Origin of the sequence: Pseudoduganella sp. UC29_106 (assembly GCF_044055365.1) — a bacterium.
In the GTDB taxonomy this organism is placed as follows: Bacteria; Pseudomonadota; Gammaproteobacteria; order Burkholderiales; family Burkholderiaceae_D; genus Rugamonas.
In genome coordinates this window covers 6653459-6667901 of record NZ_CP171977.1, presented here as the reverse complement: position 1 = coordinate 6667901, position 14443 = coordinate 6653459, and the positions used below count along the sequence as shown (strand labels likewise).

Below are 14443 nucleotides of genomic sequence, written 5' to 3'. Positions count from 1 at the left end.
AACTTGAAGCGTTTGCCTTTGATTTGCAGTGTGGCCGCGGTGGCGGTGTTGTCCGCCTCGCTGGCGTACTGGGGGCTGCAGCTGTTCAAGCCCAAGCAGCGTCCCATCGCACCGCCGCCGGCTGTGCAGGCGCCCGAAGTCAATGTGGACGCCGCGCGCGGCCTGTTCGGCGGCCAGACGGCTGTCGCCCAGGTCAGCAACTACCAGCTGCGCGGCGTGGTGGCTGCCGCCAATGGCCGCGGCAGCGCGGCCATTATTTCGGCCGATGGCCAGCCGGCGAAAGCCTATGGCGTAGGCAAGGAAGTCGCGCCGGGCGTGACCGTGAAGGATGTGCAGCCGCGCTTCGTCACCCTGATGGAAGGCGGCATCCAGAAACGGCTGGACCTGGCCGTGGACGAAGGCTCGGCGGCCAATGGCGTGCAGCCGATGCTGCCGCCGCCATCCGGGCCGCAACCGGTGCCGCAGCCGGTGCCCGTGCCGCCGCCGCAGCCTGCGCCTGCGCCGCAACAACCGGCGTCGGCGCCGATCCCAGGACAAGGCGTGAGCCTGCCGCCGGTGGCCCAGCAGCCCGGCCAGCCTGGCGCTGTGCCGGCACCGGTTCCTGGTACCGTCCAGGGTCCGCCGGCGCAAATGGCGCCCGCTCAGCCGGTGACGACCAACCCGGCACGCTAAGGCCATGCGCGCGCTGTGCGCCACCCTCGTCTGCTGCCTGCTGGCGCTGCATGGCCCGGCGTCGGCGCAGGGGCCTGAACACAGCGCATCCGCGCGCCCGCGCATCGCCCTCGTGCTTTCCGGCGGCGGCGCCCGCGGCTTCGCTCACGTAGGCGTGCTGCGCGCGCTGCACAAGCTGCGCGTGCCGGTCGACATCGTGGTCGGCACCAGCATGGGCAGCGTGGTCGGCGGCGCCTTTGCGGCAGGCGCCTCGATCGAAGACCTGGAAAAAATGGCCGCCACCACCGACTGGGACAGCGTGGTGGCCGATCGCCCGGCGCGCGATGCACTGGCCTTCCGCCGCCGCGATGAAGACATCAACATCCCCTCCCGCATCGAATTCGGCTTGAGCAGCCAGGGCGTTACGCTGCCGCCGGCGGCCGCCAGCAACGCAGCGCTGGAGATGGCCCTGCAGCGCATCATCCCGGCCGGCACCCGCAACACGTCCGTGGCGCAGTTGCCGTTGCCGTTCCGCTCCGTCGCCTCCGACCTGCTGACGGGCGAGCTGGTGGAACTGGACGACACACCCCTGTTCCAGACCATGCGCGCTTCGCTGGCCGTGCCGGGCGTGTTCGCGCCGGTGCGCATCAAGGGCCGCCTGGTGGTCGATGGTGGCCTGGTGCGCAACCTGCCGGTGGACATGGCGCGCGCCATGGGGGCGGACGTGGTCATCGCCGTCAACGTCGGTACGCCGCTGGCATCGGAGAAAGAGCTGGGCAGCGCGCTCGGCGTGGCTAACCAGATGCTGCAAATTCTCACCGAGCAGAATGTGCAGCGCTCGATCCGCGAGCTGGGGCCCAATGACTTGCTTATCGCGCCCGACCTGCAGGGAGTGAGCTTCCTCGATTTCAGCACATGGCAGCGCGCGATCGCAGCCGGTGAAGCGGCTGCGGACGAGCTTGCGCCACGGCTGGCAGCGCTGTCCATCCCGGCGGCGCAATACGCCCGCCTGGAAGCGAACCGCCTGGCCGGCCCCGGTGAACGGGACCAGCCCAAACTGCTGGCGAAGCTGGAAGTGCAGGGCACACAGCACATCAACCCGGAAGTGCTGAAAGCGCAGTCCGGCCTGGACCCGGGCCAGCCCGTCACGCGCGAGGATGTGCGGCAGGCTGAAGTCGCGCTGTACGGCCGCGGCGACCTGGCCCGGGTGGAAACGGACGTGCGCGACAAGGAAAGCGGCCGCGAGGTGACCATCAACGCCACCGAAGCCGAATGGGCCCGTCACCGCACCCGTGTGGGACTGGAACTGGCCAGCGACTTCCGCGACGCCAACGACTTCGCCATCAAGATGATGCACGTGCGCTCTTCGCTGAACAGCTGGGGCGGCGAACTGCGCACCCAGGCGCGCCTGGGCAATATACGCGGCATCGGCGTGCAATGGTGGCAGCCGCTGGGTCCCGGCTCGAAATGGTATGTGCTGCCCGCGCTGGAAGCGGGCGCCGTGATTTCGGACCTGTACAGCAGCGGCCTGCGTACGGCACGCATAGGCTATGACGCGCGCACTGCCTCGCTGGCCATCGGCCGCGAATTCGGCAACTGGGGCGACCTGAATATTGGCTTCAAGCGCCAGCGCTACACGGCGCATACGCTGGTGCCGGAACAACCCGATGTACCGGATACGAAGGCCACCAACCACACGCGCTTCATCAACTTCCGCATCGACACCCTCGATTCCCTGGGCTTCCCCACGCGCGGCGTGCTGGTCAATCTGGGCAGCGAAAGCTCGCCCGCCAGCGGCGCCGGCGTTGGCGCGGCCCAGGCCAGCGTGGGCGCCCAGGGCCTGTGGGCCTTCCATTACGGCGACTGGGCCGGGCACGTGCTGGGGGAATGGGCGCGATCCAAGTCCGGCGCGGCGCCGATCAACCTGGGCGGCTTCCTGCGCCTGTCCGGCACGCGCAACGATTCAATCCAGCAGCCAACGGTGGTGCTCACGCGGCTGGTGCTGGCGAAGCGCGTCGGCGCGCTGCCCAGCGCTTTCGGCGGCACGCTGCGTGCAGGATTTTCATTGGAGGCGGGGGGAGGCTTCGACCGCAAGCCCGATGCGCTGGGCCGCGCGCTGAAGCAGGCGGGCAGTGTGTTCCTGCAGGTGGAAACGCGCTTCGGACCGCTCTTCCTCGGCGCCGGCGCAACGAAGAACGGCGAGCAGACAGGCTATCTCTTCCTCGGCCCGATCTGGTGACTAGTTTTCGTCCTGATCGCCGCGCAGCTTCTTGGCGATCAGGCGCTTGGCTTCCTGGCGTTCGGCCGTGGTGCGGCTCTTGTCGTGCGGGCCGGCGGCACGTGCTTTGGCAAGCTGCGCAAACGGGTTGCGCGGCTTGCTGATGTGCTGCGAGGGCTCGACGCGGAATCGCATCTTCTGCCGGGTTGCCAGTTCCTTGTTTGCCATTACAGTACGTAGCGCGACAAGTCTTCGTTGACGGACAGCGCATCCAGGCGCTGGTTCACATACGCCGTATCGATGGTGATTTCCTTGCTGCCGTTCTCGGTGGCCGAGTAGGAAATTTCTTCCAGCAGCTTTTCCATTACCGTATACAGGCGGCGCGCGCCGATGTTCTCGGTGCGTTCGTTGACCTGGAAGGCAATCTCCGCCAGGCGCGTGATGCCCTCCGGTGCGAAGATCAATTTTACGCCTTCCGTCGCCAGCAGCGCTTCGTACTGCTTGGTGAGGCAGGCGTCCGTGCTGGTCAGGATGCGTTCGAAGTCGGCGATCGACAGCGATTCCAGTTCCACGCGGATCGGGAAGCGGCCCTGCAGCTCGGGGATCAGGTCCGAAGGCTTGGCCAGGTGGAAGGCGCCGGACGCGATGAACAGGATATGGTCGGTGCGGATCATGCCGTACTTGGTGTTCACCGTGGTGCCCTCGACCAGCGGGAGCAGGTCGCGCTGCACGCCGGCGCGCGACACGTCGGCGCCGCCCACTTCGGAGCGGGACGCGATCTTGTCCACCTCGTCGAGGAAGACGATGCCGTTCTGCTCAACGTTCTGGATGGCCTTCTGCTTCATCTCGTCTTCGTTGACCAGCTTGGCCGCTTCCTCGTCCAGCAGCAGCTTCATGGCTTCCCTGATCTTGATCTTGCGCGCCTTCTTGCGGCCGCTGCCCATGCCGGAAAACATGGACTTGATCTGTTCCGTCATTTCTTCCATGCCTGGCGGCGCCATGATTTCCATGGTCGGGCTCTGCTCGGCCAGCTCGATCTCGATTTCCTTGTCATCGAGCTCGCCCTGGCGCAGGCGCTTGCGGAACGTCTGGCGCGTGGCGTCATTGGCCGGCGCTTCAGGCGTTTGCGAAGTGCTGAAGCCGAAGTCGCGCGGCGGCGGCAGCAGGATGTCCAGGATGCGGTCTTCGGCCGCATCTTCGGCGCGCGCGCGCACCTTGGCCATTTCCGACTGGCGCGTCTGCTTCACGCCGATATCGATCAGGTCGCGGATGATGGTGTCCACATCGCGGCCCACATAGCCCACTTCGGTAAACTTGGTCGCTTCCACTTTGATGAAGGGCGCATCGGCCAGCTTGGCCAGGCGGCGCGCGATCTCGGTCTTGCCGACGCCGGTGGGGCCGATCATCAGGATGTTCTTGGGCGTGATTTCATGGCGCAGCGGTTCTTCCACCTGCTGGCGGCGCCAGCGGTTGCGCAGCGCGATCGCCACGGCCTTCTTGGCCTTGCCCTGGCCGACGACGTGCTTGTCGAGTTCCCCGACGATTTCCTGCGGAGTCATGTTCATAGTCTTAGCTTAGTCCAGGGTTTCGATGATGTGGTTCAGGTTGGTGTAGATGCACAGCTCGCCGGCGATGGTCAGCGATTTCTTGACGATGTCGGCCGGCGCCAGGTCGGTGTTCTGGGTCAGGGCCAGTGCGGCGGACTGGGCGTAGGAACCGCCCGAGCCGATGGCGCCGACACCGCCTTCCGGTTCCAGCACATCGCCGTTGCCGGTGATGACCAGGGTCGATTCGCTGTCGGCGACCAGCAGCATGGCTTCCAGGCGGCGCAGCACGCGGTCGGTGCGCCAGTCCTTTGCCATTTCCACCGAGGCGCGCAGCAGATTGCCCTGGTGTTTTTCCAGTTTTGCTTCAAAGCGGTCGAGCAGGGTGAAGGCGTCGGCGGTGCCGCCGGCAAAGCCGCACAGGACCTTGCCCTGGTACAGCTTGCGCACCTTGCGCGCCGTGCCCTTCATGACGACGTTGCCCAGGGTTACCTGGCCGTCGCCCCCCAGCGCCACTTGCTTGCCGCGGCGCACGCACAGAATGGTCGTTCCGTGAAATTGTTCCATAGTTGCCTCATGTAATGACGCGATCGGGCGTCCAGCCGCAAATATGCGGCCGACTGTCGGGAATGCAAGACGCGGCCGGCGGCGTTTGCGGACGCGCCGCGGGTCCGCAAACACGGCGTGGCTCGGCGCCCCCATATGATCCGCCCTACGCCTCGTCGATTCGCCACCGAAGCGTAGGGCGGGTCATTGACCCGCCGTGCGCGCGCCGCTAATAACGGTGGGGGAAGAGCCGCGCAATATCCGCGTATCCCAGCAGCCGCAACAACGCCGCCACCAGGTGATTCACATCGCGGAATTCAATGCGCCGCTCGTCGACCGCCAGTTCCTTCAGCTTGGCCAGCAACTGCCCGGCCGCGCCGAATTCGATGCGGGTCAGGCGCGAGCAGTCGAAAACCAGGGCCGGATACTGATCAGCATAGCCGCTGATGGCGGCGAGTAAACCCGCCAGGTCGCCATCGATCAGGGCCGGCAGCATGAAGCGGTCGGAAGCCGCGGCGGCGGCCTGTTTTGGTGCATTCGCGACCTTGGTCGGCGCCACGAAAGGCGGCGGCGACACTTCGAAGGTCACGCAATAGTCCATGCTCGCTTCTTCGAAGTCCTTCTCGCGGTTCTGGAGGCGCAGCAGCTCCAGATAGAGCAGCCACGGCGCTTCGCCTTCGTCGCGCCGGCCGACATCGAGAGTGGCGCGGATCTGGTTGGCCAGTTCGGGCGCGGCCGCCACGATCAGCTCGCGCTGGCCAGACTGGGCCTTGCGCAGCGCTTCCAGCAGCAGGGCGCAGCCTTCCGGCTCCACGCCGTTGACGCGGCTGAAGTCGAAGCGCAGCGGCAGGCGGCTGGGTGCGGTGTCCACCTTGGCCAGCTGGGCCGCAATGGCGGCATTCAGTACACCGGCCAGCGCCACGGTTGGCGTGAGGCCGGAGTAGCCGGCATTGCCGGTCTGCGGCGCTTCGGCCGGCAGCGGTGCCCAGGGCGGCGGGGAAGTCTCGAACTTGCTGGCGTAATCGATCGAGAGGTCGTCGAACGCCATCTGGTCATTCAGCACCTGGTACAGGTCGAACAGCATCCACCAGGCCGTGCGGTCATTGGCGCCGGACTCACGCACGCTGGAAGCCAGGATTTCGCGTGCCGCGTCGGTCTGGCCGTTGGCGTACAGGATGGCGATTTCCTCGACGATAGGCGCGCTTTCGGCGGCAGCGGCTTCGATCGGAGTGTCGTCTTCGCCCAGCAGCTCGGTGGTGTCATGCTCCAGCATGGGCAAGGTATTGCCATCACCGGCGGCGGCGGCTTCGGCCGGCGCAGGACGGGCCGGGCGGCGCGGACGCTGCCAGGCCGGCTCCGGTTCGTTGAAAATGTCGGCCGCCATCGCCGCTTCGATAGCGTCGATCTTCAAGGCCGTGGCGCGGGCCATATCGCGCTGCAGGTCGGACTGGGCGCGCTGGCGCTGCAGTTCGCTGTCGGCGGCCAGGCGAGCGGCGGCTTCGTCATCCTCGACGAACTCTTCGGCCTTGTTCTTTTTGAAAATGGAGAAAAGTCCCATGGGACTGTTAGTGTAGCCTAAGAGCAAAAAAAAGCACGCCGCGGCGTGCTTTTTTGTCAATTGTGCGCTTAGTCACCGTAGAGCTTTTGCTTCAGCTCGCGGCGCTGCTGCGCTTCCAGGGACAGCGTTGCGGTCGGGCGGGCGATCAGGCGCGGAATGCCGATCGGTTCGCCCGTTTCCTCGCACCAGCCGTAGTCACCATTGTCGATGGCGATCAGCGATTGCTGCACTTTCTTCAGCAGCTTGCGCTCGCGGTCGCGGGTACGCAATTCCAGTGCGTGCTCTTCCTCGATGGTGGCGCGGTCGGCAGGGTCTGGCACCAGCACGGTTTCGCGCAGGTGTTCCGTGGTTTCGCCGGCGTTCTTGAGCAATTCCTTTTCCAGCGCCTGGAGCTTGGCTTTGAAGAAAGCCTGCTGGGCCGGGTTCATATAGTCCTTGTCGCTCATCTTCAGAATTTCTTCATCGGTGAGGATCGGAGCTTCTGCTGCGGCGGGGGTCGATTTGTTTGCTTTTGTCATGACTTCGCTTACCTTCGATACGACAGAGTTTTCAAATTGCAGCGTTGCGGCTCAAAAAAACGACTTAGTTTATACCAAACATTGTTCTAGTCCGCTAATAAAGATGTCTTTTGGAAGATTTTTGCCAATAAACACCATTTTGCTGCCACGTGTCTCGTTTTCACCCCACTTTGCTCCTAGGTCGCTGCCCATTAACTGGTGTACTCCCTGGAACACTACTTTCCTTTCTGCGCCCTGCATCAACAATACGCCTTTGTAGCGCAACATGCGAGGGCCGTACACATTGACGAGGCCGCCAAGGAATTCGTCCAGCTTGGCCGGGTCGAACGGACGTTCGCTTTTGAACACGAAAGCCGCGATTTCATCGGTGTGGTGGGCGTGGTGGTGGTCGTGCGCGTGGCTCGGGTGGTCGCAATGTTCGCCATGCTCGTGGTCATGGTGATGATGCTCGTGCTCATCTTCTTCCGCCGCCAGGAAATCCGGATCGATTTCCAGCTTCTCATTCAGATTGAAGCCGCGCAAGTCCAGCACCTCGGTGATCGGGGCGCGGCCATGGTCGCTGCGGCCGATCGGGGCGCGCGGATTGATGCGCTTCAGGCGGGTGGTCAGCTCGTCGATGGCGGCCTGGTCCACCAGGTCGGTCTTGGACAGCAGCAGCTTGTCGGCAAAGCCGACCTGGCGCTGGGCCTCTTCGTTATCGTCCAATTGCTGCATGGCGTGGCGCGCATCGACCACGGTGACGATGGCGTCCAGCAGATACTGGCTGCCGACTTCATCATCCATGAAGAAGGTCTGCGCCACGGGGCCGGGATTGGCCAGGCCGGTGGTTTCAATCACCACGCGGTCAAACTGGATCTCGCCCGCAGCGCGCTTTTTCGCCAGGTCGGTCAGGCCGATGATCAGGTCGCCGCGCACGGTGCAGCAAATGCAGCCATTATTCATTTCAACGATTTGCTCGCGGCTTTCCTGCACGAGGATTTTCGTTGTCGATATTTTCCTGGCCGAATTCATTTTCGATGACGGCAATACGCATGCCGTGCTGTTCCTGCAAAATGCGGTTCAGCAGCGTGGTTTTGCCGGCGCCAAGAAAACCGGTCAGGATAGTAGTAGGAATCAGTGCCATGTTCAGCTCGCCGCTTTGGGAATCGGACGATTATGCCGGAATTCCTTTATCACTGGCAAACGCGGCCATTGACTTGGATCATGTCAGCCGCACCGGCGGATGGATAATCCGCGTTATTTGATTTTAGCTCTTGGGTGCGCCTTGTCATAGACCAGCGCAAGGTGCTGGAAATCAAGCGCCGTGTAGACCTGGGTGGAAGTAATGCTGGCGTGCCCCAGCATTTCCTGCACGGCCCGCAAATCGCCGGACGATTGCAGCACGTGTGAAGCGAAACTGTGGCGCAGCATGTGCGGGTGCACATGGACGGGCGCGCCGGCCGCCAGGCTGTGCGCCTTGAGCCGCATCTGGACCACGCGCGGCGATATGCGCGTGCCGCGTTCGCTGACGAAGAGGGCATTGCTGCCGTCCGACGGCGCCTGGCGCACGGTGAGCCAGGCATCGATCGCCGCCATGGCCGCGCTGCCGACGGGCACGCGCCGCATCTTGCCGCCTTTGCCGGTCACCACGACTTCCGCGTTTTCGCGCTCCAGCCAGCCCAGCGACGCAGGGTGTCCGGCTTCCGCCTTGCGGTAGTGCACATCCAGGCCGGACAGTTCGGAGACGCGCAGGCCGCTGGAATACAGCAGCTCGAACATGGCGCGGTCGCACAGCCGGGCCGGTGCGTTTGCTTCGGCGCGCGGTGTGGAAGGGGCGACGAGATTGACGGCATCGTCCACCGATAAAGCCTTGGGCAGGGTCTTCGCGCGCTTGGGCGGCTTCACGCCCTCGACCGGGTTGGCGCTGACGCCGCCCTGGCGCCCCAGCCATTCAAAGAAGCCGCGCCAGCCGGACAGCTTGCGCGCAATCGAGCGTGCATCGAGTCCGCGCGCATGCAGCTGGGCCGTGAAGCGGCGCACGTCGAAATGGGTGAGGGCAGCCCAGTCCTTGTCGCCGGACAGCCGGGCCAGTTCCTGCAGGTCGCGCCGGTAGGCGGCGACCGTGTGCATGGAGAGCTTGCGCTGGGTGGCAAGGTGGCTCAGGTAAGCGTCGGCCGATTCCAGCTTTGCCGCGCTCATGGCCAGCCTCAGCCTTGCAGCTGGGCCAGCGCCACGCTGGCCGTTTCGCCGATGTGGACCAGGAAGTCGGTCGCCATCAGCGAGGTGAAGCGTTCCGGATCCGGCGAGCCCATCACCAGCAGGCCGAAGGCAGCGCCTTTCACGCCCGGCTTGCGCAGCGGAAGGATCACGACCGACTTGATATTGGCCGCATCGTCCAGCCAGCGGGCTGCTTCAAAATCGTTGTTGCCGCCGCAGTAGGGTGCCATCAGGCTGTTGGCGAACAGCTGCGAATCTTCGGTGGCGCCGGTGGCAAACCATTCGCCTGCATATTGCGGGGCGACGTTGAACAGGCGCAGCGTGGCTTGCGGTACGTGGAAGCTGGTCTTCAGGCCGTCGGCGACGGCGCGCGGCAGGTCGGCCACGTCGCGTGTTTGCAGCAGGGCCTGGTTCCAGCTGTGGAATCGGTTGGCGATGGACGCGTTTTCCTGGGCGTGGCGGGTCAGGTCAGACAGGCGCAGTTCCAGCGCCTTGTACTTGTCGCGCATCACTTCCATCTGGCGTTCCTGCAGCGACACGGCGCGGCCGGTCAGCGGGCTGGAAAGCCTTACATCGCCCAGCAGGTTGGCGTGTTCTTCGAAAAAGTGCGGGTGGTCGGCCAGGTATTGCGCGACGGCGGCGGAATCCAGGATAGCGGTCATTGTTATTGCATCGTAATTTTAAGCAAGTCACATTCTACCTGACGCTTCCTGAAAACCGAACCGCGGAAAGCTGGTGTCTGCCACGATGTGGCAGACACCTGTTTCTGCCGCGTGCCGCAGCCACCGACCTGGATCGGGTGTCTGCCACACCGTGGCAGACACCAGCCTTTGCCGTGGGGTTTCAGAAGCGGTGCCGAATCCCCAGCTGCACGCCCTTGCTATCCTGTCCCGGCTTGCCGGTAAAGCCGCCCGGTGCGCTGGCGGCGCCGATCGCGTACTGGCCATCGTTCTCGTTCTTGATCATGGCCGCGACCAGGTAGACATCGGTGCGCTTGGACAGGTTGTGATCGTAGCCAATGGCGTACTGCGTCGCGTCGGACGCATCGGCGCGGCGGTCGTTCTGGCGCGCCACGCTGGCCATGATGCGGCCGGCGCCGACGCGGTAGTGCAGGCCCACCTGGTAGCTGATCGCATCCAGCAGGAAGTTGCGGCGCAGCGCGGCATTGGCCTGCGCCGCCAGGATCGGGCCCAGCGTCGCACCGAACTGCGTGAAGGTCGGCGCCAGCTGGTCGTTGGCGAAGCGGATGATGACCGAGTTCTCGTTCTTCTGCTTATGCGCGCCGGCGAAGAACTTCCAGTCGCCGGTGGCATAGGAGCCGGCGATGGTGGACGTCACCAGGCCGCGGTTGCCGACCTGGTCCAGGCCCTCGTTGTAGGCGGCGCCGACATCCCAGCCATTGGCCTTGTAGCGGATATTCGCGGCGCGGAAGCGGCGGTCCATGCCGATATAGCCGGAATTGCGGCTGGCATACATCAGGGCGGCGCCGATGCCGTTCGGCAGTTCGATGCGGTACTGGATCGCTTCATCGGAGCGGATCGCCATGCCGGCGGTCAACAGGCCACCGGTGCCCATCAGGACGCCGCCCCAGCTGCCGGCCGTGCCCGACTCGAAGGTGTCGCCATTGTCGATCACTTCGTAGCCCGGGGTGTACATGCGGCCCAGCAGCACCGCGCCCACCGGCGTGACCAGGCCGACCATCGAGGTGCGGTCGAACAGCGCGTTGTTGATATTCACCACGACGGCCGGATTCAGCGCATTCCTCACGCCGGCCACCAGCGCGGCCGCGGTGGCGCCGCCGCCGGCGGCAGGCGGCACGGTGAAGTTCAGGCCTTCGATCAGCGCCACGCCCTGGTTGGACGAGAGATTGCCGGCCTGTTGCTTGCCGTTGTCCAGCTCAACACGCGCTTCCAGGTTGAACACGGCCTTGTAGCCGCCTCCCAGGTCTTCCGTGCCCTTGAAACCGAGGCGGGAGCCGTCGGCAATGCCGCTGACCAGCTTGGTTTTCGAATCGGTGCCGCCATTATTGACGTACATCACGCCTGCGTCGGCAATGCCGTAGACGATGATCGAGGATTGGGCGAATGCAGATGCGGCACAGCTGGCCGCGAGCGCGGCTGCCAACAGTTTCAATTTCATTGCTTGTCTCCGGGGTGGGGGACGCCTTGCGGCGCCTTATATATTTATGTACTTAAATACGAACGGCCGTTCTTAAATGCGGCAAGTAAATATCGCATACCTTTGATGAAAAGGCATGATTGGCACGGAAGCAGGGTTGTTAAAACGCCACAAGAAAAAAGCGGACCAGGTTGCCCGGGTCCGCTTTGCGTGGCGTGCGCTGCTTCTGATCAGAAGTTGTGGTGTACGCCCAGCGCGTAGTGGTTCTGCTTGGTGGTGAAGGTGGCCGTGGTCGTCAGCGGCAGCTTCTTCTGCGACAGGTCCAGGTACAGGTAGGTGCGGGCCGACAGGTTGTACTCGTAGCCCACCGACAGCTGCTTCCACTTCAGCGAACCGTCCGGGTCCTTCTGGCCGTAGCCGAACAGGATCTTGCCCGGGCCGACGTTGTAGTTGGCGCCGACCATCCAGGTATTGATGGTGTCGTTGATGGCGGTGATATGTTCCAGGTCCTGCTTGCTGTAGTTGGCCATCAGCTTCAGGTCCGGAATCGGGCGGAAGTAGGCGCCCACGGACCACAGCTTGACTTCCAGCGCGTTGCGCTCGGCGGCGGCATACACGGAGTAGCGCGGCACGCTGGCGCCTGGCTCACTGAAGGTGGCGCTGACCGAGTAAGGATAGGCGGATGCCAGCGAGCCGATCGGATATTGCGGCGCGGCGGCGGTGCCGCGGCCGACGATGGCGGTCGTCAACCCATTGTTTTCCTTCGACGCCATGTTCAGGTTCAGCTGGAAGCCGTTATAGACCGGGCTGTTGTACCAGAGGCCGTTGGCGAAGCGGTTGCCGGAGTTGCCGGCCGCGCCCAGCGGGTCGGAACCGGAACCGGTCTGCGCGGAGCGGTAGCCGCCGACCATGATGTCGGTCTGGAAGCCGGCCACGTTCGGCTGGCCGGACCAGGGTTCATACGCAGTGGTGGTTTCCTGCAGCGAAGTCAGGCCGCGGCCCAGGCGCACGGTACCGAAGGAGCCTTGCAGGCCGACGCGGCTCTGGCCCTGGAACAGTGGGCGGCTGCCGCTTTCGTTGGTGCCGGTGTCCGGCTCGAAGCGGATCTCCAACTGGAACAGCGCCTTCAGGCCGCTGCCCAGGTCTTCGACGCCACGGAAGCCCAGTTTGTTATTGTCGCGCTTGCCTTCTTGCACGCTCGAGTTTGCGGTGTGGGTGGTTTTGTTGATGCCGGCATCCAGGGTGCCATAGATAGTGACGGACGACTGCGCAAAAGCTGCACTGCTGAATGCGCCCATCAAGGCCAGGGCCACTAAGGATTTCTTCATATGTTCTTTCCTTTATAAGTATGACGGTCTAGATCCACACGTGCGTCTCAAACACTACGGATGCAGAAACCATAAGCTCAGGCTCTGGTTATCGCGAAGGATTGGTCGATTATGGGCACGGTTATTGGTCGAAAGCGATGGAATCAGCGGAACTTGTTGTATTTTTGAAACGCTTGACTGCCTGTTCATCTGATCAATTTCGCCTATATTTCCTTTCAAAGTTTGGTATTTCCGTTGTGTAAGGTAGCCGAAAGCTGGGGCTGTCATATTTGTCATAAATCAAAAAAAAGTGAGTTGCGCGCGTCATACAAATGACATGCTGACTACACTGGACGGCAGCCTTTTCTTGGAACCAGATAAATAGTGGGAACGATGGCCAATCGTGAAGAGCTAACTATTATCAGGGGGGCGCGGTCGGGAGACGCACACCATCAGCTGGCGCTGGGCAAGCTGTATCTGTTCGGCGGCGCCAGCCTGCCCCTTAATGCGCCGACGGCGCTGCACTGGCTTTGCCGCGCCGCCGCGCAGGATGTCGCGGAGGCCTGGCAGCTGGTCGGGCGCCATATCTCCTTTGAACATGCAAGGAACTCCCGCGAATTCGCGCTGCCGCTGTATGCGCGCGCGCGCTGCGGAAGGGGAGCCGCAGGCCGCCTTCGTGCTGGCCGGGCTGCTGCTCGATGGTCCTGCAGTGGAGGGCGACGAGGCCTGGCGCGCGATTGCCTGCAAGGCGCTGCGCCGCTTGCCGGACAAGGAGGCGCTGCAATTGCTGCTGCGCCTGCAGCCACCCGCGCCGCAGCCGGCGGGGGAGCCATCTCCGGAGCGCTGGGCCGCTGCGGCCGATGGCGTCGAGCAGGCGCAGTACGAGTTGCTCGAGCGCATCTGGCACGAACACGAGCGCGCCGATTTCCTGGCCTGCGCCTTGCCGCTGGCACGCAGCGTGATGGCGGCTGTGGACGGCGCCGCCCGCAGCATGCTGCAGCCCGCGCAAGTGCTGCTGCTTTCCCGCTGCGCCCAGGCGCTGGCCGAACAGGATGTGCCGGGCGACGACCTGGCGCGCATGCGCGAGCTGGCGGCGCAGGGCGGCGACCGCACGGCGCAGCTGGCCCTTGGGCTGGCGCTGGCGCGCATGAATACCGAGGGCGACCGGGTTGAGCACTCCGACGGCACGGTCAACTTCAAGCGTGCGCTGCGCTGGCTGGCGCGGGCCGGCGAGCAGGGCCTGGCCGACGCCTGGTTTGCCATGTCGCGCATCTATATCCGTCCCGAATTTTCCCAACGCAGCTTGCGCGAAGCCCAGGCTTGCCTGGAGAAGGCGGCGGACATGGGCCATAGCGGCGCCCAGCTGGAATGCGGCATCCATGCCTGGCGCGCGCGGCGCGGCGACGAACAGAATGATGTGAGGGCGGCGTACTGGCTGCAGAAGGCTGCGGCCCAGGGCAGCGCGGAAGCGCAGGCGGCGCTGGATCGCATCGCGCCGCCGCCCGATCCGGCGGACTGGGCGGAGCCGCTGCTGCCGCTGCTCACGCGTGAATTGCTTTCCAGCCAGCCCTTGCTCGCAGCGCGCATCGAACTGGCGGCGCTGTTCCCGCCTGACACGTGCCGAGGCGCTGTTACTGGACGTGAAGGCGGCCGACCAGGGGCATTGCCTGGTCGTCGATATCCGCGCTTCCTACGGCCGCAGCAAGCGGCGGCTGGTACTGGTGCGCAGCGCCCAGCAACGCCAGGCGCTGGACCGCATCATCCGCCTGTTTGAACAGGTCGATTGC

General features: G+C 64.4%; 12 protein-coding genes and 1 pseudogene. 3 read left to right on the top strand and 10 right to left on the bottom strand.

Annotation, left to right across the window (positions count from 1 at the left end):
• Positions 1–3: 3 nt before the first annotated feature.
• Positions 4–672 (top strand): type II secretion system protein N, encoded by a 669-nt coding sequence (locus tag ACHMW6_RS33100; protein ID WP_395403535.1) that lies wholly within the window; start codon positions 4–6, stop codon positions 670–672.
• A gap of 4 nt (positions 673–676) precedes the next feature.
• Complete coding sequence (locus ACHMW6_RS33095; RefSeq protein ID WP_395403533.1) at positions 677–2890, top strand: patatin-like phospholipase family protein; 2214 nt, start codon at positions 677–679, stop codon at positions 2888–2890.
• On the opposite strand, the gene ACHMW6_RS33090 is transcribed toward ACHMW6_RS33095, so the two are convergent.
• From ACHMW6_RS33090 to ACHMW6_RS33045, 10 genes and pseudogenes are all read right to left on the bottom strand, one after another.
• Positions 2891–3097, bottom strand: coding sequence for a hypothetical protein (locus tag ACHMW6_RS33090; RefSeq protein ID WP_395403531.1), 207 nt, complete (start codon positions 3095–3097; stop codon positions 2891–2893).
• A complete protein-coding gene (hslU, locus tag ACHMW6_RS33085) occupies positions 3097–4434 on the bottom strand; it encodes an ATP-dependent protease ATPase subunit HslU (RefSeq protein ID WP_395403529.1) in 1338 nt (445 codons plus the stop codon). The genes ACHMW6_RS33090 and hslU overlap by 1 nt, the downstream gene beginning before the upstream one ends.
• Before the next feature lie 9 nt (positions 4435–4443).
• Entirely contained in the window at positions 4444–4980 is a 537-nt protein-coding gene (hslV, locus tag ACHMW6_RS33080; protein WP_395403527.1) for an ATP-dependent protease subunit HslV, read from the bottom strand.
• Between the two features lie 208 nt (positions 4981–5188).
• The gene (locus ACHMW6_RS33075) at positions 5189–6517 is read right to left on the bottom strand and encodes a hypothetical protein (protein WP_395403525.1); all 1329 of its coding nucleotides are present in this window, start codon (positions 6515–6517) and stop codon (positions 5189–5191) included.
• A gap of 68 nt (positions 6518–6585) precedes the next feature.
• A complete protein-coding gene (gene dksA, locus ACHMW6_RS33070) occupies positions 6586–7035 on the bottom strand; it encodes an RNA polymerase-binding protein DksA (RefSeq protein WP_395403523.1) in 450 nt (149 codons plus the stop codon).
• A gap of 69 nt (positions 7036–7104) precedes the next feature.
• Positions 7105–8158 (bottom strand): annotated as a pseudogene (locus tag ACHMW6_RS33065) (CobW family GTP-binding protein).
• 113 nt (positions 8159–8271) lie between these two features.
• Positions 8272–9213, bottom strand: a complete 942-nt coding sequence (locus tag ACHMW6_RS33060; RefSeq protein ID WP_395403521.1) for a tyrosine recombinase XerC — start codon at positions 9211–9213, stop codon at positions 8272–8274.
• Between the two features lie 8 nt (positions 9214–9221).
• Complete coding sequence (locus ACHMW6_RS33055; protein ID WP_395403519.1) at positions 9222–9893, bottom strand: DUF484 family protein; 672 nt, start codon at positions 9891–9893, stop codon at positions 9222–9224.
• Positions 9894–10074: 181 nt separating this feature from the next.
• On the bottom strand, positions 10075–11370 hold the full coding sequence (locus ACHMW6_RS33050) for a porin (protein ID WP_395403517.1): 1296 nt from the start codon (positions 11368–11370) through the stop codon (positions 10075–10077).
• A gap of 209 nt (positions 11371–11579) precedes the next feature.
• The gene (locus ACHMW6_RS33045; RefSeq protein ID WP_395403515.1) at positions 11580–12677 is read right to left on the bottom strand and encodes a porin; all 1098 of its coding nucleotides are present in this window, start codon (positions 12675–12677) and stop codon (positions 11580–11582) included.
• A gap of 613 nt (positions 12678–13290) precedes the next feature.
• Here ACHMW6_RS33045 and ACHMW6_RS33040 point away from each other — a divergent pair.
• Positions 13291–14430, top strand: a complete 1140-nt coding sequence (locus ACHMW6_RS33040; protein ID WP_395403513.1) for a tetratricopeptide repeat protein — start codon at positions 13291–13293, stop codon at positions 14428–14430.
• Positions 14431–14443: the final 13 nt, after the last annotated feature.